Here is a 23,292-nt window from a genome sequence, read left to right as displayed (position 1 = left end):
AGGCTTATTTAGTAATGCACGACATTATTTGCTTTTTTTATCTTATCGATAATGGACTTTGATTCTTCGGATTGAAAGAACTCAAGAGTGGTTTTTGGGACAAGTGTTTCTAATAGCTCCCAATTGTTTTCTTTGATGGCTAGCCGAGCAGTTGAAGCGCTAATGAGATGCTCCTGATTATTTGTCATTTTTCGTGGCACAATAAGGAGGTCAATTTGATTTTGTGCTAATTGCTCTTTCATAATCTCATTGTAAATAGCTGTGACTTGGCTGTTGGGTTCCTCACCCACGTAGCGTCTAGTGATGCCTAATTCTTTAGCAATTTTTAAAAAGATCTCTGTGTCTAATAAGGATTGACTTTGAATCACTTGACTTTCTTCTTTTTGGAAATAGCTTGGAAAAGTAGCTTGACTAATCAGATAAGGCCCAGTTTCATGAAAAATGATATTATCCAAATGCGACAGTCCAGATGTGATAAGTTTGTGACGAGCTGAGAAGGGAACAAGACTTTTGTCCTCACTGACCATGAAGAGGTGGACTAAATCGTTTTCTGCGGCAGCTTTTTCAACCAGATATTGATGTCCGAGTGTAAAAGGGTTAGCGTTTATCACTAGGGCAGCTATCTTATCAGAATGTTCTGCAGGTTTCTCCAAAGAGGTTACATAATCTTGGAAGCCTGTTTTTTTATTTTCTAAAAAGCTAATCTTATTGTCAATGCGGACGATTTCGGTAAAGCCTAAATCTTTGAAAAATTTGGCAGAGCAAGTTTTGGTGTAGACAAAGAGATGGAAGTTGCCGATAGCATATTCCTCCTCAATCAGATGGCTTATGATACTGCCCATCAATCCCTCTCCTTGATAATCGCTAGAAACACAAAGGCAACGTAGGCTGTTGCCAAAATAAGAACCCGTTGCTATGACTTGATTATCTTCACCAAAAATGGCACAGGTGTAGTCTAGGTTTTTATCAAGACGAATGCCTTCCTTAATTAAAAGGTCTTCCACCTTTTTCATATTGGCGATGTCAAAAGGAAAAATTCTGGAAATCTTATGATTGGTCATCAGTGCTCCTAACTTCTCGAATCATTTTTCTTTATTATAACACTTCAAGCACTGGAACTTTTTAGGATTAATGTTAAAAAACAATAGAAAGACAATTTGTAACATAAAAATAGAAGTCATGGCAAATGAAAGGTGATAAAATAAAAGAAGTAGTCTAGAAAGAAGATATGATGATGTTAGTGATGATGACGCTTTTAATTGGCTTATTAGGAGGTTTTATTGGGAAAATGCTGCGCTTTCCAGCACCGTTTATGCTAGGCAGTATGTTTTCAGTAGCCATTTTTTCGATTTTATATGGCAATATAGAACTTTCTTCCAGCTTTAAAGTCCTTGTTCAGATTGTCAGTGGTGCTTATATTGGACAAAATATTTCAAAAAGTGACCTTAAAATCTTGCCTAAACTGAGTCCATTGATTATCACCCTAATGTTTATCTTTACCCTTAATATGCTTGCAGTGGGTTTCTTTTTGATGGTGATTTTTAATTTCGATGCAGCAACTGCCCTCTTGAGCTGTCTTCCTGGTGGGGTCATGGATGTGTCCTTGATGAGCATTGATATGGGGGCGGAGCCTGATGTTGTGGCAACTCTTCAAACGGCTCGCTTTGTTGGAATTATGCTCATTTTACCAGTGTGGGTTTCTTACTGGACAAAACAATTTGGCGATAAGACAGGTTCTTTTAATGCTCATTCATCGCAAGTAGGCTCTATCAAAAAGGAAAGAGAAGTAACGAAAGCAAATTTTTGGCACAATGATGGCTTGATTTTGACCGTGTCAACGCTTGGTGGACTGTTTGGTCTCTGGTTAGGTTTACCGGTGGGAGCCTTGATTGGTTCTGTCCTTGTATCGTCAGCATTAAAAATTACTCGAAATACCAAACAATTACCTAGAACTTATCGCTTCGCTGCACAAGTCTTTGCAGGTTCTCTTATCGGAACCAGTTTTTCATACGACAGCCTTCTTCACATGCGCACGCTTGTCATTCCAATTGTGTTACTTCTAGGAAGTTATTTAGTAATCAATGTTTTCTTTGGTAGGTGGATAGCTAGGAGAGGACTTTTAGATGTGCAGTCGGCGCTCTTTGCTTCCTCCCCAGCAGGTGCAACAGATATTTCACTCTTAGCTGGTGATTTAGGCGGAGATATGCCTAAGATAGCGACCATTCAAATTTGCCGCACCCTGTATACGGTAGTTATCATGCCCCTAATTGTTAAAGTCATCCTTAACATCATGATGTAAAAGAGTCAGGGGCAAAAGTGCGACACAAGAGATAAAAAACGAACAAGATAGCATTCTGTCCAACAGAAAAAAACTATTTTGTTTGCTTTTTTTATAGTCTTATCTACTTCATAGAGCTAGACCGTAAAGAATTTATAAAATGAGAATCCTTTTGTTCCAGCCCCGTTTTTACATCAGTTTTTCAAGGAAAAAATAGTGTGAGGATGAGAAGGTCAACAGAACCACTTGCAATTATTCCAAGGAAATCGTCAAAGTAGAACGACATACTAGCATCTCTATCGTCTCTCGAATCAATCCTACTTCATTACGCTCTTACTAAAATATAGTCTTTTGAATTAACTTTGGTATATGGTCACTTTCGACTTGCCGTACTCATATTCAATAAAAATCAAAATTAAACTGGGCAGCGCCTCTGCAGATAAAACTGAAGGTCATCAAAATAAGTCAACAAGCTCTGAATGTGATTGTCGAAGAGTCTTAAGCCAGTCCCATGTAAGTTTTGAATGATTTTCTGCAGTTTTTAAATACTTTAGTATTTTTAATCCCTTCATCAAGCATCCTAAGGATTGATTCTTAACCGTTTATAGCGCAAATAATAGCTAAAAACCTTAATCTCTCATGATGCAGTAGTAGGTATTGGATAGCTCTGTGATAAGAAGCATAGTTTTTATCCTCCTTGTTTTAATTCGTTTAATTGATTAGGAATTTAATAGTATCAATAATAGAACTTTTTTGTTAAATATTAAAAAAAGTCTCATAACTATCAAAATATATAAAGATGATAGCGTAAACATAACGATTTTTAAAATTAGAAAAAATAAATAGAAATATATTTTATTGTTATATGTTTTTTATTGAAATTTAATCTAAATATGGTATGATGGAAAAAACAAACAAATGAAGAGGTGACAAATGCAAGAAAAAATTTTCCATACATTAGCGAAAACAGAGCTACATTGTCATTTGGATGGTTCCTTATCTTTAGGAGCTATTCGACAGTTGGCAGGGATGGCACAGATTTCATTGCCTTCTCATGATGAGGAACTAAGGACACTAGTGACAGCGCCAGAGCAGACAGAATCTTTGCTGGATTATTTGACCGTGTTTGATTTTATTCGTCCCTTGCTCCAGACCAAGGAAACTCTTCGACTTGCTGCCTATGATGTTGCAGCACAAGCGGCACAAGAAAATGTCCTTTATATGGAAATTCGCTTTGCACCAGAGTTGTCTAGGGACCAAGGATTAACTGCCTTGGAAACGGTTGAAGCAGTTTTGGAAGGCATCAAGGAAGCAGAAGCTGAGTTTGGAATTGTCGCCAAAGTCTTGGTCTGTGGCTTGAAGCAGAGTCCAAGAGAAGAAACTCAGGACATTTTTGCAGAAGTTGCAAGTTTAGCTCAAAAGGGTTTGGTAGGATTTGACTTTGCAGGAAATGAAGCAGATTTTCCGACAAAGGCATTGGAAGGGGCAATCAAAGAAACACAAGCATTGGGCTTGCCCCTCACCCTTCACGCAGGAGAATGTGGCTGTGTCGCCAATGTCGCTCATGCCATCCAACTCGGTATTTCTCGGATTGGTCATGGTACAGCTCTGCTGAAAGATCGTAAAACAATGGAAGAAGTTGTCCAATCTGGTACGACGATTGAGATGTGTCTGACCAGTAACTTACAGACAAGAGCAGCTCGAACTCTGGCAGATTTTCCTTATCAGGCTCTCTATGACTTGGGTGCCAATATCACGATTAACACGGATAATCGCACGGTATCAGACACCAATTTGACTAAGGAATATGCCCTGTTTGCCCAACACTTTGGAACCAGCAAGGCGGACTTCTATCATTTTAACCAGAACGCCATTCGAGCCAGTTTTACAAGTGAAAAAGAAAAAGATGAGCTCTTGAAAAAATTGGAACAAGCCTATCAAGACTAAATCAGCCTAGCAGAACATCACGAGCTAATCTTCTCGTGATGTTTTTATATCAAATATGTAAAAAATAGCTACAAGTACAAACATCTATAAAGATACATGAAAGCCTTTACATAACGTGAGAGAAAGAGTATAATGGACGGGTAAAGCAAGCGCTTGCATAGATATTATTTTTGGAGGTTTCTGAATGAAACAAGAAACAGTTAGTAAGGAACGGCAGCATTTTGGCTTGCGGACGTTAAAATGTGGTACCGCTTCCGTTCTTTTGTCGGTCAGTTTTTGTGCCTTGGGTGGGCAGGTTGTCCAAGCAGAAGAACCTGCCATGGATAACATCAATCTACAAGTAGATTCTTCGGTATCTGCGGAAGATACAGCAGAGAATGCAGATCAGACAGGAAATAATGAGGTGGCAGAGCCTCTGCCTGAGGAGACTGCTACGAGTGGAAGCATCACTTCTGATCAAACAGTGTCGGCACAGTCAGAAGAAGCAGCTGATACAGTAAGTCCAGCGCCTGCACCTCAGGAGGCGGCTTTAGCAACAGATAATGAAGTTCAAGAAGGCTCTATTCGCATGCACTTTAAGAAACTACCGTCTGACAATCCAGCCAGCCTTGGTCTGTGGACATGGGATGATGTGGAGACACCATCTAGTCAAAAGGGTTCTTGGCCAACAGGAGCAACCAGTTTTTCAGAAGCTAGGACGGATGACTATGGGCATTACTTAGATGTGCCACTGTCTGCAGAAAAACGAGAAAAAATTAGCCTTTTAATCAATAATACGGCTGGTGAAAATCTGACAGGAGATAAGAGTGTTGAGCTCATTAGCCCCAAGATGAATGAGGTCTGGTTTGATGAAAAATATAACTCTTATACCTATGAGCCAATCGCTGAGGGCATGGTGCGGATTAATTATCTGCGTTCAGATAAGAACTATGACCGCAAGTCTTTGTGGTTGTGGGGAGATGTAAAGCAGCCTACGACGGACTGGCCTGACGGACTTGATTTTGCCAAGCAGGGCAAGTATGGGGCTTATGTTGATGTCAAATTGACTGATCTGGCTAAATCAATCGGCTTTTTATTGCTAGATGAGAGTAAATCAGGCGATGATGTAAAGATTCAGCCAAATGATTACAATTTTACAGATTTGAAAAAACATCGCCAGCTTTTCTTGAGAGATGCCGATCCTACGATTTATACCAATCCTTATTTTGTCAACGATGTCCGAATGACTGGAGCGCAGCATATCAGTCTGACTGAAATCGAGACGACCTTTACTAGCTTCGAAAATCTCAAAAAAGAAGATATTTTAAAGAATGTACAGGTGAAAAATAAGGACAATCAGCCTGTAGCCATCAAGGATATTATCTTGGATGAAGGTGCGAAAAAAGTCATCCTTCAGGGAGAATTCGGACAGGAGGATGCACCTTATACAGTGGCTTATGGAAGTGAGCAATTTAAGACAGGTATGAATTGGCAGTTAAAAGATAGTTTGTATCAATATGACGGTGAGCTGGGTGCCCGTGTGACAGAAAATGGTCAGAAAGTGGCAGTTACCGTGTGGTCACCAAGTGCAGATCAGGTGTCACTAGTGGTTTATGATAAGGCAGACCAAGGGAAGGTTGTCGGCAGAGTGGCTATGGTCAAGGGAGACAAGGGCACTTGGAATGCGGATTTGGCAACAAATAGTGGTCTAGGTATTACGGACTACCGTGGTTATTACTACCATTACGAAATCAAACGTGGCGACCAGTCTGTCTTAACCTTGGATCCGTATGCCAAGTCGTTAGCTGCCTGGAACAGCGATTTGGCAGAGACAGACCCGTCTTACAAGGTTGCTAAGGCCGCCTTTGTAGATCCAGCAGAAGTCGGACCAAAAGACTTGGCCTATGCTACCATTCCAAACTTTAAAGACCGGAAAGATGCGGTGATTTACGAAGCCCATGTCCGTGATTTTACGTCTGATCAGGCGATTGCAAATGACTTGAAGTCACAGTTTGGAACCTTCTCAGCTTTTGTGGAGAAACTGGATTATCTAAAAGAGTTGGGCGTGACCCACATTCAGTTGCTACCTGTCCTTAGTTATTACTATGTCAATGAACTCAAAAATGCAGAGCGGCTGGACGAGTACGCTTCTAGCAACAGCAACTATAACTGGGGTTATGACCCGCAGAATTATTTCGCCCTAACAGGTATGTATTCAAGCAATCCGACCAATCCGATTGCCCGTATCGCAGAATTTAAAGAGCTAGTCAATGAAATTCACAAGCGCGGTATGGGTGTGATTATGGACGTGGTCTATAACCATACGGCTAAAACAGCGATTTTTGAAGATTTAGAGCCGAATTATTACCACTTTATGGACGCAGACGGTACTCCGCGAACCAGCTACGGTGGCGGTCGTTTGGGAACGACCCATTACATGAGCCGTCGCGTTTTAGTGGACTCAATTAAGTACTTGACTGACGAATACAAGGTGGATGGCTTCCGCTTTGACTTGATGGGGGACCATGATGCCGAAACCATTCAGAAGGCTTACGATGAAGCGAAAAAGCTCAATCCAAATCTGATCATGTTAGGCGAGGGTTGGGTGACTTATTCGGGCGATGAAAACAAGCCTGTCCAGCCAGCGGATCAATCTTGGATGAAATCTACCAATTCTGCGGCGGTATTTTCAGACGACATTCGCAATACGCTGAAATCAGGTTATCCAAATGAAGGAACGCCTGCCTTTATCACAAATGGTAAGCGGGATCTTGAAAAAGTTTTCCGTAATATTAAGGCGCAGCCAACGAACTTTGAAGCAGATGATCCAGGTGATGTGATCCAGTATATCGCAGCTCATGACAATCTGACCTTGTTTGACATCATCGCCCAATCCATCAAAAAAGATCCTTCCAAACTAGAAAATGAAAAGGAGATTCATCGTCGTCTCCGTTTGGGGAATCTCATGGTCTTGACCTCTCAAGGAACACCATTTATCCATTCAGGTCAAGAATACGGTCGAACCAAGCAATTCCGCCATCCAGACTATCGCACGCCTGTCTCAGACGAGAAGGTGCCAAACAAGGCTCATCTTTTGACCAACGAAGACGGTAGTCCGTTTGATTATCCCTATTTTATCCATGATTCCTATGATTCGAGTGACGCGGTCAATCATTTTGACTGGAGCAAGGCGACAGACAGCGCAGCCTATCCTGAACATGCAAAAAGCCGTGCCTATACGGCAGGCTTGATTGCCCTTCGGAAATCAACAGATGCCTTCAAATTGCCATCGAAAGAGGAAGTTGACAAACGCGTGACCTTGCTGACAAGAGCAGGCAAGGACGGTGTTGAAAAAGAAGACCTTGTTTTGGGCTACCAGACTGTCGCAAGCAATGGCGATGTCTACTTGGTCTTTGTCAATGCTGATACCAAGGAGCGCCATTTCACAGTTGAACAATCTCTGAAGACAGCAGCCGTACTAGCAGACGGAAAACAAGCAGGTACAGAAGCAATTCAAGCGCCAGATGGTGTTCAGCTCACTGACAACGGCTTGACCCTTGCGCCGCTGACCGCAACGGTTTTACGGATTGCCAAAGAAGATGCGCAGACACCGCCGAGCGGAGACAAGATGGTCAAAGGATCGGTAATTATCGAATACCGTGATATCAACGACCGCATATTGAAAGACAATGCCCTTGTTCACTATAATGCAACAGTCGATACTGCCTATAATGCGGAGGAATCTGAACACAAAACTCAGACGATTGTGGGCTACGATGGCAAAACTTACAAGTTGGCACCAGCAGGGACTTACAAGGTTGGAGAGGTAGATGAATATAGTCATTTAGCCACCTCAGCGCCTACGTCTGGTCATGTGGTAGGAAATACTACTCTGATTGTGACCTATGTCTACCAAGAAGTTACAGCACCATCAGACACACCAGACGATTCGCAATCAAAATCGCAAACAGATGCGGAAAAGATCACACCGATTGTTTCTCATGTAAGGAAACCAGAAGGTGAGTTAAGCGAGTTAGATGTTATAGGAGCAGTGGCAGGAATTGGTCAAGGAACAGTTCAGCTTGCCCCAGGTATGGCGTTGCCAACTCGAGCAGGTGAGTATGACATTTCAGTTATAGTAACCTACCCGGATAAGAGTAGGGATGAGTTAGTCGTCCCTGTCACACTTACTCCGAAGACAGATACTCAAAAAACACTGCCACAAAGTTCTATTCAGGATTCCAAAGGCTCAGAGGCACTAAAAGTGAGTGACCAGTCACCGTCTCAGGCTAAGACTGAATTGACAGACAGAAAGAGTCAGAAAGACTTACCAAAAACAGGTAGTGAGTCTTCAACGACAGGCTTCTGGTCAGGTATTTTAACGCTCGTAGCAGGACTAGCCATTGTTAGAAAAAACAAAAAGAGCGAGTAATGCGCTCTTGCTAAAAGAGTCTGGAACAAAAAAAATATCACTTTAGAAATTCGTTACTATAGTTAAATGAATTAACTTTCAGAATAAGGAACAGAAAAAGACGCAGACTGTACTTGAGTACGGTAAGTCGAAAATGTCTATGTATCAAAGTTATACTCTTCGAAAACCAAAAGCAAACCTTGTTGACTTGCTTTGATGAACACCAGTTCTATCTGCATCAGTGGCGGTTAGCCTGCTTTTGATTGTCATTGAGTATTAATTCAAAAGACTATAGTTAGCTCTATGAAGTTGATAAGACTATAAAAAAGCGAACAAGATAGTTCTTCTGTTGGACAGAATGCTATTTTGTTCGTTTTTTATCTTTTGTGTCAGGCTTTTATACAGATATTTTTTTAGATAAGTTCTTCAAGAAAAGCAAAGAATAAGGTCAGGGCGAGAAGGTCGGCAGAACCACCTGGGCTTAAATGCCGACTAACTAGGATGCGATTATAGTCTGACATGGCTTTTTTTAAAGATGCTTCAGATAAATTCTGTTTAAGAAGTTGCGCAGCTTCTTTTTTAACCTTTTGCCATGCTTCAATTCCACCTCTGTGAATGAGATTGCCGTCTTCGACAAAAGTCATCAAATAAAGGAGCAGCTGCAATTGCGCACTTTCTTGATGACTTTTATTTTTAAGAGTTTCTCTGAAATAAGGAATGGCTTTTTGAGTGATGCTGGGAAAGCCTGCACTGGCTTCGCCACGTGGACCCGTTATGCCATAATCAAGATAAAGTCTTTCGCCGTAGCTTAAGTTTTCTTTAGTTTCTAAATCATTTAAATCCATGGCTAAAACTTCTGAACAAAGTTCAGAAGCGACTTGGCATATAGCAAGGCTATCTTCTGGAGAAAAGCGATAACTTCTGTCTCGGTTTATCTTATTTTGAGCTAGCCATCTGCCCGTTGCTCCCAGAATGACCGCCAGAGAAAAATTAACCCCTTTATGAGTGTTTATGCCCTTTGTTACTGTAAACATGGCTTTTTCAGCTACAATCCCCTTTTGTCTCAATTGTTTAAATACTTCTTGAGAGGGCTGGGCGATGGTATCAAATCCTATAGATAAATAAGTTTCAAAGAATGGTGCCAGAACAAGAGCGCTGTCAATAAAGGTTTGAAAGGTCATGTCCTTATGGGCGCCATCGTCAAAGCGATCAACCAGACCTGGTTTGGGGCTAAGTGAGACTTCGTAAAGAAGTGATTTGAGAGCGGCTTGGCTAATGCTAGCTATGAGTTTTTTAGTCATGTGGCTGAGCATCCATCTCTTTTAGGATAAAGGTTAGTGAGCGGTTGAGGTGCTGATGTGTAATTTCGGTAACTTTTTCAGCGTTTTGTTCTTTCATGTAATGATAAATATCCCAGTGTTCGCTCAGCGCGAGCTGACGACGTTCCAGTGATGAGATTGAAATTTCCCTAAAATAGGTCAGATAGGTTTGAAGTTCGCTGACGATTTCTCTTAAACGAACCATGCGACTTTTTTCGTAGATACAGTTGTTGAACTGGTTGAAATTATCTAAAATCTGCTCAACATCACCATCAACAATAAAGGTTTCGCATTCTGTCAAGATGGCTTTCATATCATCAAAGTCGTCTGGGGACATTTTTTTCATAGCTGTTATGCTTGCCAAGGTATCTAAAGACTTTCGGATTTCGAAGATTTCCATAGCGTCTTCAATGGTGACACCTTTGACGATAATCCCTTTTTTTGGAATGTGTTCGACCAATTTTTCTTCTAAAAGTTGGGCTAGTGCATAGCGAATTGGTGTTCGGCTAATGTTTAATTCAAGTGAGAATTCTTTTTCGTTGATTCGGCTTCCAGCTGGAATTTCCCGTAAAATGATAGTTTTGCGGAGCGCTTGGTAGAATAACTGTTTGAGGGGTAAATTTTGATTGAGATCAAGGTTCGCTTTTACTGATTCAATAATTGGATTCATATCATAACCTTTCTATTATCACTATTATAACGGAAAACGTTTTAAAAATGAATACCAGCTTGAAAGTAAGGTATTTTTTTAAAAATGAGAAGGATTAGACTAATGTCCAATCCTTTTTGATATAATAATGCATTTTTATCTTACTGAGGTAGGTAAATTGGCATACGTCCCATCAAGACAACAGTTACGATGAAAATGATGAAGATGATAAGTGCATATTTAGCGGAGGTTTTTTGCCACTCACCCATATCCAATCCTGTTAGGCGAAGGAGAAGGTAGATGAAGGCAACAAGTGGGCTGAGCAAGTGGAAGGCTTGTCCCATGAGGGAAGCAAGAGCCATTGACATGTTGTCAAATCCATACTGAGAGCCAGCTTGAGCCAAGACTGGCATGATACCGTAGTAGAAGCCGTCGTTTGAGAGGAAGAAAGTACCTGGTGCAGAGATGAGGGCGATGATGATTCCCCAGAAGCCAGCGAGTTGTTTAGGAATGATGGTTGCAAAACTTTGAGCAAGAGCACCAGCCATACCTGAACCTTGGAAGAGTCCCATGAAGACACCAGCTGCAAAGACCAAGATAACCACTTGAACGGCGTTATCAGCATTGTCACCGATACGTTTGGATTGGTCTTTTAGTTTTGGATAGTTAAACATGAGGGCAATACATGTTCCCACTGCGAAAAGAAGAAGTGGTTCGACTTTGATGGCATCAACGAATGATCCAGCAACCAACCAAGCGATTAAAACGATAGTCAAAATGCCGTTAAAAAGGAAGTTTTGTGGACGACGAATAGCGATAGTATCTGGATCTGTGATATCTGTTAATTTACGAAGTTCAGATTCTGATAATTCCTTAACACCGAGGCGTTTGCGTTCTTTTTTACCCATACTACGCGCAACGATGAAGATGACATAAAGAACAGAAAGGATCATACCAGGAGCTAGGTAACCAAGGATTTCAGCACCAACGCCCAGTACGGACATGGCACGCGCTGTTGGACCACCCCAAGGAAGTAGGTTCATGATGGTATTTTGAAGGATAATCAAAACACCAAGGTTCATGACATTCATATTGAGTTTTTTGTAGATGGGTAAGAAAGCAGATACAACGATAAGGGTTGTTGTTGTTCCATCACCATTAAGTGAAACAGCAGCAGATACAATGGCTGTAGCCATCAAGACTTTCATCGGATCGCCTTTAGCGAAGCGAATCATTTTCTCAGTAATTGGATCGAAAAGACCGGCATCAAGCATGATTGAGAAGTATAAAATGGCAAAGAGGAGCATGATACCTGTTTTTGCAGTACCATTGATACCGTACATGACCATTGGACCAACAGCTGTTAGGTTGTTTGAAAGTTTATTGTCTCCCAAGAATTCTGCGAAACTGGCATCTAAACCAAAGTCAGCAGCACCAGTGTAGATAGCGATTATTGTGAAAACTAATGGAACAATAACCAGGGATGTCAGAGGCGACATTTTTTTCTTCATGACTACGAACATGAAGACGACAATCATAGCATAAGCTAATATGGTAAGAAGCATAGCTTTTTCTCCTTAAATTTTATAATTATTATATTTAGCTAATATATAACAAAATGACTTTATATCCCAAGTATAATTGAAAGCGTTTGATTTTTAAAGCCTGATTTGCGATAAAAACACAAAAAAAACACCTTGAAAATGTTTTTGTTAGCATTTGGAAACGTTTTTTCAAAAAAACACAAAAAAGCCAGTCAAAAGAAAAATCATGTTATATAATAATTTTAGAACGTTTAAAAAAATTTATTTTTAAACAAACTTTTTGAATCCTATAAGTTTAGAAAGGAGAACCTATGGGGATATTTAAACGGTTATTTTCAAAGCCTAAGGCATCTTATGAAGATGATTCAAAGGCGATGGAAAGCAATCGTAGCCACACAGTTATGGAGGAATGGGAAGATGTGCCAGCATATATCCCAGCTACTTCAGAAGACTTTCAATTGGTGAGTGTCATTGCCTCAAGCATTGCAGCGGGTGATTATCCAGAAAGTCAATTTTCAGTGAAACGTATTTTAAAACGTAATCCAGAAAGTTTGACCGTCTCTTTGATTGCTTCAAGTATTGCCGCAGGTGATTACCCAGACAGCCAGTTTGTTGTTAAATCAATCAAACGTAAAAAATAAGATAATAAGGAGAAAATAATGTTACGTAAATTCAAAATTTCTGTAGATGGAAAAGAATACCTCGTTGAAATGGAAGAAATTGGTGGTACACCAGCTCCTGCCGCTCAGCTACCATCAGCACAGCCTCAACCTTCAGCTCCACAAGCTCCAGTTGTAGAAGCACCAGTAGAGCCAGCACCAGCCCCCGCTGCAGCACCTTCTGCACCCGCAGGAGCAGATGCCCTATCAGCGCCAATGCCGGGAACTATCCTTAAAGTTTTGGTAAATGTAGGCGATACCGTTTCTGAAAACCAACCTCTCATGATCCTTGAAGCGATGAAGATGGAAAATGAAATTGTGGCTTCATCTGCAGGTACTGTTTCAGCTATTCATGTGACACCAGGACAAACTGTTAATCCAGGTGATGGCTTGATTACGATTAATTAATCACACGTATTAGAGAAAGGAATTGACTTAATGGAAACATTAATTGCTGGCATTACGTCCATCACGATTTCGCAAATTGTCATGATGCTTATCGGAGCAACCTTGATGTATTTGGGAATCAAAAAAGAGTATGAGCCAACCCTTCTTGTCCCTATGGGACTTGGTACAATCTTAGTTAACTTCCCAGGAACTGGGGTTCTAACGCAGGTTGTCAATGGGGTTGAGCAAGAAGGGGTCTTCGATGTTCTCTTCAATATTGGTATTGGAACAGAGCTTTTCCCACTGCTTATCTTTATCGGTATTGGAGCCATGATTGATTTTGGGCCTCTCCTTCAAAACCCATTTATGTTGCTTTTTGGAGCGGCAGCTCAGTTTGGTATTTTCTTCGTTGTTGTCGTTGCTGTTTTAGCAGGATTTGACATTAAAGAAGCAGCTTCAATTGGTATTATCGGTGCGGCAGATGGGCCGACTTCCATCTTTGTTGCCAACCAGTTGGCGCCGAAACTTCTAGGGCCAATCACGGTGGCGGCTTATTCTTACATGGCTTTGGTACCAATTATCCAACCATTTGCGATTAAATTGGTAACCACTAAAAAAGAGCGCCAAATTCGCATGACTTATAAAGCAGAGAGCGTTTCTAAAATGACGAAAATCCTCTTTCCAATTGTGATTACCATTGTTGCAGGATTTATCGCTCCGATTTCCCTTCCTTTGGTTGGTTTCCTAATGTTTGGTAACCTTCTTCGTGAGTGTGGTGTCTTGGATCGCTTGTCACAAACAGCTCAAAATGAATTGGTTAATATCGTTTCTATCTTACTTGGTTTGACCATTTCAGTGAAGATGCAAGCGGACTTGTTCTTGAACGTGCAAACACTTTTAATCATCGTCTTTGGTTTGGTTGCTTTCATTATGGACTCTATCGGTGGCGTTGTTTTTGCTAAGATTTTGAATATTTTCCGTAAAGAAAAAATCAATCCAATGATTGGTGCAGCTGGTATCTCAGCCTTTCCGATGTCAAGTCGTGTTATTCAAAAAATGGCGACAGATGAAGACCCTCAAAACTTTATCTTGATGTACGCTGTTGGTGCCAATGTGTCAGGTCAGATTGCTTCGGTTATTGCGGGCGGTTTGCTCCTTGCCTTCTTTAGCTAGAGTATAGAAAAGAGGAAATCATGATAACTATCGTAAATACGGAACACTTGCTCCAAGCCTTTGAACTGATGGGCTTGGGTATGTTTGGAATTTTTGTTGTTTTGGGAATTCTTTATATTTCAGCGGAAGTTTTGATTAAATTGTTCCCATCCGATTGAAAAGAGTAAGATTGAGGTGAATCATGGAAATTAAGCAAACAGCAGTTGCTGGTTCATTAGAATCAAGCGACATTATGCTAACCCTATCTCCAAGTGAAGTTGATGGTATTTCAATTTCTCTGGATAGTAGTGTTGAAAAACAATTTGGTACACAAATTCGTCGTGTCATTGAAGAGACTCTAAAAAATCTTGGTGTGACATCTGCCAAGGTAGAAGCTGTGGATAAGGGGGCTCTTGATTGCACTATCCAAGCTCGTACAATCGCAGCAGCACACCGTGCAGCAGGCATTGAAACTTATAATTGGAAGGAGATTGACTCATGGAACGTTTAAGAAGAACAATGATGTTTGTCCCTGGTGCCAATGCTGGAATGCTTCGCGATGCGCCTTTGTACGGGGCTGACTCGATTATGTTTGACCTAGAGGACTCGGTATCCTTAAAAGAAAAAGATACTTCACGAGCTCTTGTTCATTTTGCGCTTAAAACGTTTGATTATAGTAATGTTGAAACAGTTGTTCGTGTGAATGGTTTAGATACTTGTGGTGCTTTAGATATTGAAGCTGTTGTAACAGCAGGTGTAGATGTCATTCGTTTACCCAAAACAGAAACAGCCCAAGATATTATTGATGTGGAAGCTGAAATAGAGCGTGTGGAGCGAGAATATGGCATTGAAGTTGGTCGCACTCGTATGATGGCTGCGATTGAATCTGCTGAAGGTGTTCTCAATGCTCGTGAGATTGCTAAGGCTTCAAATCGTTTGATTGGGATCGCCCTTGGTGCTGAGGACTATGTGACCAACATGAAAACCCGTCGCTATCCAGATGGTCAAGAACTCTTTTTTGCCCGTAGCATGATTTTACATGCTGCTCGTGCAGCTGGTATCGCAGCGCTTGATACGGTTTACTCAGATGTTAATAACACGGAAGGTTTCCAAAATGAAGTTCGCTTGATTAAACAACTTGGTTTTGATGGTAAGTCTGTGATTAACCCTCGTCAAATCCCGTTGGCAAATGAGATTTACACCCCAACTGAAAAGGAAATCGAAAACGCTAAACAAGTCAAATGGGCGATCCGTGAGGCGGAAAGCAAGGGTTCAGGTGTTATTGCGCTCAATGGTAAGATGATTGATAAGCCAATCGTAGAACGCGCAGAACGTGTGATTATGCTAGCGAAAGCAGCAGGAGTTTTGACTGAGGAGGATATTTAAGATGGTGACAAACACACTAGGCCGAGACATTCCTCAAGAATACGCTGATCAATACGGTGTTTTTGAAGGAGAATTGGCACATATCAAAGACTACCAAGAATCAAGCCGCAAGATTAAACCAGTAAAACCAGGGGATAACAAGCTGCTTAGCTCAATTCGAGAAGCTATTGAAAAAACAGGTTTGAAAGACGGCATGACTATTTCTTTCCATCACCATTTTCGTGAAGGGGATTATGTCATGAACATGGTATTAGATGAGATTGCAAAAGCTGGTATTAAAAATCTCTCTATTGCTCCAAGTTCCATTGCCAACGTCCATGAACCTCTGATTGAACACATTAAAAACGGTGTCGTGACAAACATCACGTCATCAGGTTTGCGTGACAAGGTGGGAGCAGCTATTTCAGAAGGAATCATGGAAAATCCTGTGGTTATCCGTTCTCACGGTGGACGTGCGCGTGCTATCGCTTCAGGTGATATTCACATTGATGTAGCCTTTCTGGGAGCACCGTCATCAGATGTTTATGGAAATGCAAATGGAACAAAAGGAAAAGCCACCTGTGGTTCCCTCGGCTATGCCATGATTGATGCTAAGTATGCAGATCAAGTAGTTATCATTACCGATACTTTGGTATCATATCCAAATACCCCAATCTCAATTCCGCAAACGGATGTTGATTACGTGGTTGAAGTTGATGCTATTGGTGATCCAGATGGTATTGCAAAAGGAGCTACTCGTTTCACTAAAAACCCTAAAGAACTCTTGATCGCAGAATATGCAGCTAAGGTCATTACCAACTCTCCTTACTTTAAGGAAGGCTTTTCATTCCAAACAGGTACTGGCGGAGCATCACTTGCTGTTAGCCGTTTCATTCGAGAAGCCATGATTGACAAAGATATTAAAGCTAGCTTTGCGCTTGGTGGTATCACCAATGCCATGGTGGAACTTTTGGAAGAAGGCTTGGTTGAAAAAATCATTGACGTTCAAGACTTTGACCATCCATCCGCTCTATCTCTTGACCGCAATGCTGGCAAACACTTGGAAATCGATGCCAATATGTACGCTTCACCACTTAGCAAGGGTTCTGCCATTAACCAACTGGATACTTGTATTCTATCTGCTCTTGAAGTCGATACAGACTTTAATGTTAATGTTATGACGGGGTCTGATGGGGTTATTCGTGGGGCTTCAGGCGGTCACTGTGACACCGCTTTTGCCGCTAAGATGAGCCTTGTGATTTCACCTCTTATTCGTGGACGCATTCCTACCTTTGTGGATAAGGTTAATACAGTCATCACGCCTGGTACCAGTGTTGATGTTGTCGTAACAGAAGTTGGTGTCGCGATTAACCCAAATCGCCCTGACTTGGTGGAACACTTTAAAGATTTGAAAGTGCCACAATTTACGATTGAAGAACTTAAAGAAAAAGCCTACGCGGTCGTTGGCAATCCTGAACCAATCCAATATGGTGACAAGGTTGTCGCCCTCATTGAATACCGCGATGGCAGCTTGATTGACGTGGTTAAAAATGTCTAAAGAATCTGTATTTCAAGGACCGTCAGTTAGCCTAGATGACATGCTAGAAGCTAGGGAAGCACGCAGTTTTAGACAACAAGCGCTCATGGAAAAATGTCCACAAGCTAGTCTACTCTGTGCAACCATGAATATCCCAGGCCCTGTAAAGACGTCAGAAAAACTAGGTCAAGCCTTTGATAGTATCATCGACCTGATCAAAGAGAAATTATCTGACGAGATTATCTTTGATAAAAAGATAACCCCAAAAACAGGCTGGGAATATTACATGATGTCGAGCTTGCCGGCTCTTGAACTCAAAAAAGCGTTGATTACTATTGAGGAAGCTAGTGATTTGGGGCGCCTAATGGATCTGGACGTTTTACGGAAAGTTGAAACTGGGCTCTTAAGTCCTATCAGCCGAACGGAATTAAACAAAGCCCCTCGTAAGTGTTTTATTTGCTCTGAAATCGCCAAAGAATGTGGGCGTTCTCGAAAACACAGTATTGAGCAAATGCAAGCAGTCATTAGTAAAATGATTGATAAGGCATGTGTCAAAAGTCACTAGACCTTAAAACTTAAGAGACAAATCAAGCTAATCAACTAGTTAAACTAGTCACGATTTAGGAAATAATGGAGAATAAGATGACAAAAATTCGTATTACCGAAACGGTTTTACGAGATGGTCAGCAAAGTCAAATCGCAACACGAATGACCACTGAAGAGATGTTACCAGTACTTGAACAATTAGATCAAGCTGGTTACCATGCTCTTGAGATGTGGGGAGGGGCAACCTTTGATTCGTGTTTGCGCTACCTTAACGAAGACCCTTGGGAAAGACTACGTACCATTCGTAAAGCTGTAAAAAATACAAAATTACAAATGCTCCTTCGTGGGCAAAACTTGCTGGGTTATCGTAACTATGCCGATGACGTGGTCATTAGTTTCATTCAAAAATCTGTGGAAAACGGAATTGATATTGTCCGCATCTTTGATGCCTTGAATGACCCTCGTAACCTCCTAACGGCAGTTCGTGCCACTAAAGAAGCTGGTGGACACGCACAAGTTGCTATTTCATATACCACCAGTCCTGTTCACACAGTGGATTACTTTGTGGATTTGACCAAACGTTATGCTGAGATTGGTGCGGATTCCATTTGTATCAAGGATATGGCGGGTGTTTTAACTCCTCAAACCGGTTATGACTTGGTGAAACGCATCAAAGAAGCTGTTGATTTGCCTTTAGAAGTGCACACTCATGCGACCAGCGGAATTTCTGAAATGACCTATCTTAAGGTAGCTGAAGCGGGTGCTGATATTATTGATACGGCAGTTTCATCCTTTGCAGGTGGAACGAGTCAACCTGCAACCGAATCAATGGTTGTGGCTCTTGAAGAGCTAGGATTTGACACGGGTATTGACCTTAAGAAAGTGGAAGAAGTGGCAGAGCATTTTAACAAGGTGCGTGATCACTACCGTTTAGAAGGTATCCTCAATCCTAAGGTTAAGGATGTTGAGCCTAAAACTTTGATTTATCAAGTGCCTGGAGGAATGCTCTCCAACCTCCTTAGCCAATTGAAAGATCAAGGTTTAGAAGATAAGTATGAGGAAGTTCTAGCGGAAGTTCCCCGTGTGCGGGCAGATCTTGGTTATCCTCCTTTGGTTACGCCATTGTCACAAATGGTTGGTACGCAATCCCTCATGAATGTCATCTCAGGCGAGCGTTACAAGGTCATTCCAAATGAAATCAAGGACTATGTGCGTGGGCTTTATGGACAGTCACCAGCTCCTTTAGCTGATGGGATTAAAGAGCTAATTATTGGCGATGAAGAAGTGATAACGATTCGTCCAGCCGATCTTCTTGAGCCACAATTGCCAGCTCTTCGCGAGGAGATTGCTGAATACGCTAAGAGTGAAGAAGATGTGCTTAGCTATGCTTCCTTCCCTCAACAAGCACGTGATTTCCTTGGACGCCGCGAGGATCCCTTCTATGACGTGCCGGTGCAAACCGTTAATGTTAGCATTGACATTTAAACATATCATAAAAAACTGTCTATCAAAAAATGAACCGTCGTGCAGCGGTTCATTTTTTAGGCTCTATAATTTCTGTAGTGGGTAATGCCACTGTGGAGATTATAGAGGTTTTTTAGTTTTATAGTTTTTTGAATTATCTTTGCTACATCATCATTTTCGACTTGCCCTACTCATACGCAATGAACATCAAAAGTAGACTAAGCGACACAGATAGCAGATAGAACTGGTGTTCCTCAAATCAAGTCAACAAGGCCTGCTTTTGATTTTGGAAGAGTGTCAAATACTGTCCGCATCTTAGTTCTTATCTGAAAGTTACTTCATTTGACTGTATTAAGGAGGTATTTTTTATAAGGTCTTCCAATCTTAGTGTATATCTGTTGGCTGGTAAGAATGTTATTTTCTTCCATAAAGTTGATGTATTTACGGATAGAGACATGGGATAGGTTACTTTTATCAGTTAATTCTTGAATGGTAAATGCCCGATTAAAGGTGGTAATGGTATCTAAGACATGCTGATAAGTTGCTTGGGATAAGCCTTTTTCATCTAGGGTGACTGTTTTGGAGGTATTTGGTTGGGAGATGGTGGCTTGGTTAAGATGGTCAATAGTTGTTTGCTGGAATTCACTGTTATTAAAAATGTTCTTGCGTTCTAGAAAACGTTGAATACTTTCTTCAAATCTCTCATAGCTAAAGGGTTTTATGAGATAGTCGAGTATCCCCAAGTGAAAACCTTCTTTGACGGATCGAGCCTCCTTTGCTGCTGAAATGATAATGACTTCAGACTCAAGAGAATTGGTTCGAACTTCCTTTAAAAAGGTTAAGCCATTGCCAGTCTTTAAATGAATATCAAGCAGTATTAAGTCGATAGAATTTTCATTTAATATAAGGGAGCCTTCCTCAACAGTATTGGCAGAGAAAATCGTTTCAAAATAGGTCGTTTGTTCAAGATAATGCCTGTGAATAAACTCGACCATGGGGTCATCTTCAATTATTAAGACATTCATGGAAAATCCTCTCTAATAAGGGCTGATAAAAATAAGTTGTGATTTATCTTTGTCATGATTAATCTGAAACGTTGCTTTGGAATCTTGAATGAGTTGATGGAAGTAGGGTGTGTTGAAAATCGTTTCTAAATCAACGTGTGTGCCTGTTCTTATAGGGAGGGTTAATTCTGAGATAATCTTATCCCCTTCTATGAGAACTTCTAAATTCAAGTATTCTGAACCGTAGTGAGAGATGAGACGGTTATGGATGTAATGCTGAATCATCATGAAATTATTCAGATAGGTTTCATTTGAAAAGGCTTCAATGTCATCTAGTATTGTGATATTTAAAACAATCTGTTCTTCAGAGAACTTTTCCTTTTCTCCTACAAAAAAGCTGGCTAAAAGTGGGTCCTTGATTAAAAGCGAAAGCTGACTCAAGGTATCTTGCCCGGGTTCTAGCAGTTGATAGAGATAAAATTTTAGTTCGTCATAATACTGGGTATCAAGTAAACCATAGATAACGTGCAATTGATTCATGAAATGATGATTTTGTGCTTGTAACGCTTTAGCATAGGCTGTGGTTGTCTCTAATTGATTTTGAGTAAACAGTGTCTTACTAGCATCTTTCAGAAAAACAATATGTCCTCTCTGGTGGTTTTTAACAATGATTGGTGAAATGGTAAGCAGGTAATCCTTTCCCTGAAAACGCAGAAGTTGTTCGTCTGAGGTTTCAAACTGTTTATTTTCCAGATAAGGGAGTAGGTCAATGATTTTTTTGGCATCTGTTGAAGGCTGTTTTAGAGCTTCAAAAAGGGATGCTGCTGCATAATTAAAGTGTTTTATCTCATGTTGATTATTAAGAACAAGTACGGCAGCCTGCGTATTATCTAACATGGCATTTCGTTCTTCTAACAGTTGAAAAATCTCCCTAGGTTCTAAATCGTGAAGCTCTTTTTTCAACAGTAATGCCAGTATAGCTGTTATTGCTAAACTGGTAGCGATATTAATGATAAGCACTTTTCCGTAGGTATTTGCTTGTTTTTTTGATAATTCTTCAAGTGTTGTTAATTTAATTCCAACAGCTATGGCACCAATCTGTTGCTCTTTATCGTCAAAGACAGGTGCAAAATAGCGCAACGACTGTCCAAGTGTTCCTCTGGCAGTAGAAAAGGATTCCTTACCGTGAAAGACTTGGTTTTCATCGCCACCTTTAAAATGTTTTCCAATTTTTGAAGGATTGGGATGTGTCAGGCGAATACCATTCATATCCATCAAAACAACATAGTCGAGATGGAACTGTCTGGTCATTCTTTGAACAAAGGTTTGCAGTTGCGGATTGCTTTTTTTGGCTCTGAGTGCATCGTTAATTTGGGGTTCGTCTCTTAAAAATTGAGCGGTAGATTTCAACAATGTCTTTTCATGTTCTTGAATGGACTGGTAGGATTGATTGAGGCTACTCATATAGAAAAAAGAAATAGCGATACTTGAAGTAATAATGAGAACGAGGGTCAGTAGAGCCCAAAGAGAAAGTGACTTTTTCATGCAAACGCCTCCTCTTTGAGTATAACATATCTTGAAAATCGAAGGCTAGTTTAAATTAGTTAAAAAAATTAATTACTTAAAGAACTTAAAGTAATTTAAAAATAGTTACTTTAGAAAGCGTTTACTTTAAACTAGAGTCAACAAAGCAAAAGGAGGCACTTTTCATGGCAGAAATGAAAGTCACAAGTCAGTCAAAAGCTGAAAATAAAGATCAACCAAACAGGGTGTCTTGGAAAGAATTTCAAGTGGGTTCGGTTCCTTTGCCCGTTTATATCAGTTTATCACTTGTTGTTATGGCTGCTGCTTATTGGCAACAGTTACCCGTTAACATGCTAGGTGGTTTCGCCGTCATTTTGACACTCGGGTGGTTACTGGGAACAATTGGAGGTAGTATTCCTGGCTTAAAAAACTTTGGGGGACCTGCCATTTTGTCATTACTAGTACCGTCTGTTTTGGTGTTTTTCAATCTGGTTAATGAAAATGTTCTAGAGTCTGCGGATATTCTGATGAAGCAAGCTAATTTCTTATATTTTTATATTGCTTGTTTGGTTGCAGGTAGTATTCTAGGGATGAATAGAAAGATGCTTATTCAAGGACTTTTTAGAATGATTATTCCCATGATATTAGGAATGGTTTGTGCTATGGCAGTTGGTACTTTAGTAGGCGTGTTACTAGGACGTGATTGGAAAGAAACCTTGTTCTTTATTGTAACCCCTGTCCTTGCAGGAGGAATCGGTGAAGGTATTTTACCATTGTCTATCGGTTACAGTGCTATTACGGGTATATCAAGTGAGCAGTTGGTGGCGCAGCTTATTCCGGCAACAATCATTGGAAACTTCTTTGCCATTTTATGTACAGCCTTACTGAGCCGTCTTGGTGAGAAACGTCCGGAATTGTCTGGTCAAGGGCAATTGGTTAAAATCAATAAGGGTGATGATCTGTCCGATATTTTAGAGGACAAGTCAGGACCTTTAGATGTGAAAAAAATGGGAGCTGGTGTTTTAACAGCATGTACTCTCTTTATCACTGGTGGCCTATTACAAAAGTTGACTGGATTCCCAGGACCAGTGTTAATGATTCTCTTAGCAGCAGCTTTGAAATATATCAATGTTATTCCACAAGAAACACAAAATGGCTCCAAACAACTGTATAAATTTATTTCAGGGAACTTCACTTTCCCTTTGATGGCAGGTTTAGGACTACTTTACATTCCTTTGAAGGATGTGGTTGCTACCTTGAGCATTCAATACTTCATTATTGTTATCAGCGTGGTTTTCACCGTTGTATCGGTAGGGTTCTTTGTTGCTCGTTTCTTAAATATGCATCCTGTTGAAGCAGCGATTATTTCATCTTGTCAGAGCGGTATGGGGGGTACAGGTGATGTGGCTATTCTAAGTACAGCTGATCGCATGAATCTCATGCCCTTTGCACAAGTTGCAACACGTTTGGGTGGTGCTATTACAGTAATTACGATGACAGCTATTTTACGAATGATTTTTTAAACTA

The 23,292-nt window shown here is 40.7% G+C and carries 19 protein-coding genes; 13 read left to right on the top strand and 6 right to left on the bottom strand.

Annotated features, from left to right (window positions below; genetic code table 11):
• Positions 1-8 precede the first annotated feature (8 nt).
• Positions 9-1,061, bottom strand: coding sequence for a [citrate (pro-3S)-lyase] ligase (gene citC, locus A3IA_RS0105595; protein WP_018380341.1), 1,053 nt, complete (start codon positions 1,059-1,061; stop codon positions 9-11).
• A gap of 170 nt (positions 1,062-1,231) precedes the next feature.
• On the opposite strand from citC, the gene A3IA_RS0105590 reads away from it, so the two are divergent.
• From A3IA_RS0105590 to A3IA_RS0105575, 3 genes are all read left to right on the top strand, one after another.
• A complete protein-coding gene (locus A3IA_RS0105590; RefSeq protein WP_026217571.1) occupies positions 1,232-2,299 on the top strand; it encodes an AbrB family transcriptional regulator in 1,068 nt (355 codons plus the stop codon).
• A gap of 912 nt (positions 2,300-3,211) precedes the next feature.
• Positions 3,212-4,225 (top strand): adenosine deaminase, encoded by a 1,014-nt coding sequence (gene add, locus A3IA_RS0105580; RefSeq protein ID WP_018380338.1) that lies wholly within the window; start codon positions 3,212-3,214, stop codon positions 4,223-4,225.
• 184 nt (positions 4,226-4,409) lie between these two features.
• Positions 4,410-8,636, top strand: coding sequence for a pullulanase (locus A3IA_RS0105575; RefSeq protein WP_018380337.1), 4,227 nt, complete (start codon positions 4,410-4,412; stop codon positions 8,634-8,636).
• Between the two features lie 392 nt (positions 8,637-9,028).
• Here A3IA_RS0105575 and citG read toward each other — a convergent pair whose 3' ends face one another.
• From citG to A3IA_RS0105560, 3 genes are all read right to left on the bottom strand, one after another.
• The gene (citG, locus tag A3IA_RS0105570) at positions 9,029-9,916 is read right to left on the bottom strand and encodes a triphosphoribosyl-dephospho-CoA synthase CitG (RefSeq protein WP_018380336.1); all 888 of its coding nucleotides are present in this window, start codon (positions 9,914-9,916) and stop codon (positions 9,029-9,031) included.
• The gene (locus A3IA_RS0105565) at positions 9,909-10,604 is read right to left on the bottom strand and encodes a GntR family transcriptional regulator (RefSeq protein WP_018380335.1); all 696 of its coding nucleotides are present in this window, start codon (positions 10,602-10,604) and stop codon (positions 9,909-9,911) included. Before A3IA_RS0105565 ends, citG begins: the two co-directional genes overlap by 8 nt.
• A 140-nt stretch (positions 10,605-10,744) precedes the next feature.
• Positions 10,745-12,148 (bottom strand): CitMHS family transporter, encoded by a 1,404-nt coding sequence (locus tag A3IA_RS0105560; protein WP_018380334.1) that lies wholly within the window; start codon positions 12,146-12,148, stop codon positions 10,745-10,747.
• Between the two features lie 290 nt (positions 12,149-12,438).
• Here A3IA_RS0105560 and A3IA_RS0105555 point away from each other — a divergent pair, with 290 nt between their 5' ends.
• From A3IA_RS0105555 to A3IA_RS0105515, 9 genes are all read left to right on the top strand, one after another.
• Complete coding sequence (locus A3IA_RS0105555; RefSeq protein ID WP_018380333.1) at positions 12,439-12,768, top strand: hypothetical protein; 330 nt, start codon at positions 12,439-12,441, stop codon at positions 12,766-12,768.
• A gap of 18 nt (positions 12,769-12,786) precedes the next feature.
• Complete coding sequence (locus A3IA_RS0105550) at positions 12,787-13,194, top strand: acetyl-CoA carboxylase biotin carboxyl carrier protein subunit (protein ID WP_018380332.1); 408 nt, start codon at positions 12,787-12,789, stop codon at positions 13,192-13,194.
• Positions 13,195-13,224: 30 nt separating this feature from the next.
• The gene (locus A3IA_RS0105545; protein WP_018380331.1) at positions 13,225-14,346 is read left to right on the top strand and encodes a sodium ion-translocating decarboxylase subunit beta; all 1,122 of its coding nucleotides are present in this window, start codon (positions 13,225-13,227) and stop codon (positions 14,344-14,346) included.
• Positions 14,347-14,366: 20 nt separating this feature from the next.
• Complete coding sequence (locus tag A3IA_RS13245; protein WP_018380330.1) at positions 14,367-14,504, top strand: OadG-related small transporter subunit; 138 nt, start codon at positions 14,367-14,369, stop codon at positions 14,502-14,504.
• 23 nt (positions 14,505-14,527) lie between these two features.
• A complete protein-coding gene (gene citD, locus A3IA_RS0105535; RefSeq protein WP_018380329.1) occupies positions 14,528-14,836 on the top strand; it encodes a citrate lyase acyl carrier protein in 309 nt (102 codons plus the stop codon).
• Entirely contained in the window at positions 14,824-15,711 is an 888-nt protein-coding gene (gene citE / locus A3IA_RS0105530; protein WP_018380328.1) for a citrate (pro-3S)-lyase subunit beta, read from the top strand. The genes citD and citE overlap by 13 nt, the downstream gene beginning before the upstream one ends.
• A gap of 1 nt (position 15,712) precedes the next feature.
• Positions 15,713-17,248, top strand: coding sequence for a citrate lyase subunit alpha (gene citF, locus A3IA_RS0105525; RefSeq protein WP_018380327.1), 1,536 nt, complete (start codon positions 15,713-15,715; stop codon positions 17,246-17,248).
• Positions 17,241-17,792 (top strand): citrate lyase holo-[acyl-carrier protein] synthase, encoded by a 552-nt coding sequence (gene citX, locus A3IA_RS0105520; RefSeq protein ID WP_018380326.1) that lies wholly within the window; start codon positions 17,241-17,243, stop codon positions 17,790-17,792. The genes citF and citX overlap by 8 nt, the downstream gene beginning before the upstream one ends.
• 77 nt (positions 17,793-17,869) lie before the next feature.
• Positions 17,870-19,258 carry an oxaloacetate decarboxylase subunit alpha gene (locus A3IA_RS0105515; RefSeq protein WP_018380325.1) on the top strand — a complete coding sequence of 463 codons (1,389 nt, stop codon included), beginning with the start codon at positions 17,870-17,872 and terminating at the stop codon, positions 19,256-19,258.
• A 317-nt stretch (positions 19,259-19,575) separates the two neighbouring features.
• On the opposite strand, the gene A3IA_RS0105510 is transcribed toward A3IA_RS0105515, so the two are convergent.
• Entirely contained in the window at positions 19,576-20,262 is a 687-nt protein-coding gene (locus A3IA_RS0105510) for a response regulator (protein ID WP_018380324.1), read from the bottom strand.
• Positions 20,263-20,274: 12 nt separating this feature from the next.
• The gene (locus A3IA_RS0105505; protein ID WP_018380323.1) at positions 20,275-21,786 is read right to left on the bottom strand and encodes a Spo0B domain-containing protein; all 1,512 of its coding nucleotides are present in this window, start codon (positions 21,784-21,786) and stop codon (positions 20,275-20,277) included.
• Positions 21,787-22,010: 224 nt separating this feature from the next.
• Here A3IA_RS0105505 and A3IA_RS0105500 point away from each other — a divergent pair, with 224 nt between their 5' ends.
• Entirely contained in the window at positions 22,011-23,288 is a 1,278-nt protein-coding gene (locus A3IA_RS0105500) for a 2-hydroxycarboxylate transporter family protein (RefSeq protein WP_407832390.1), read from the top strand.
• The last annotated feature ends 4 nt before the right edge of the window (positions 23,289-23,292 follow it).

Source organism: Streptococcus thoraltensis DSM 12221 (assembly GCF_000380145.1).
Lineage (GTDB): Bacteria > Bacillota > Bacilli > Lactobacillales > Streptococcaceae > Streptococcus > Streptococcus thoraltensis.
This window is presented reverse-complemented; position numbering and strand designations above follow the sequence as displayed.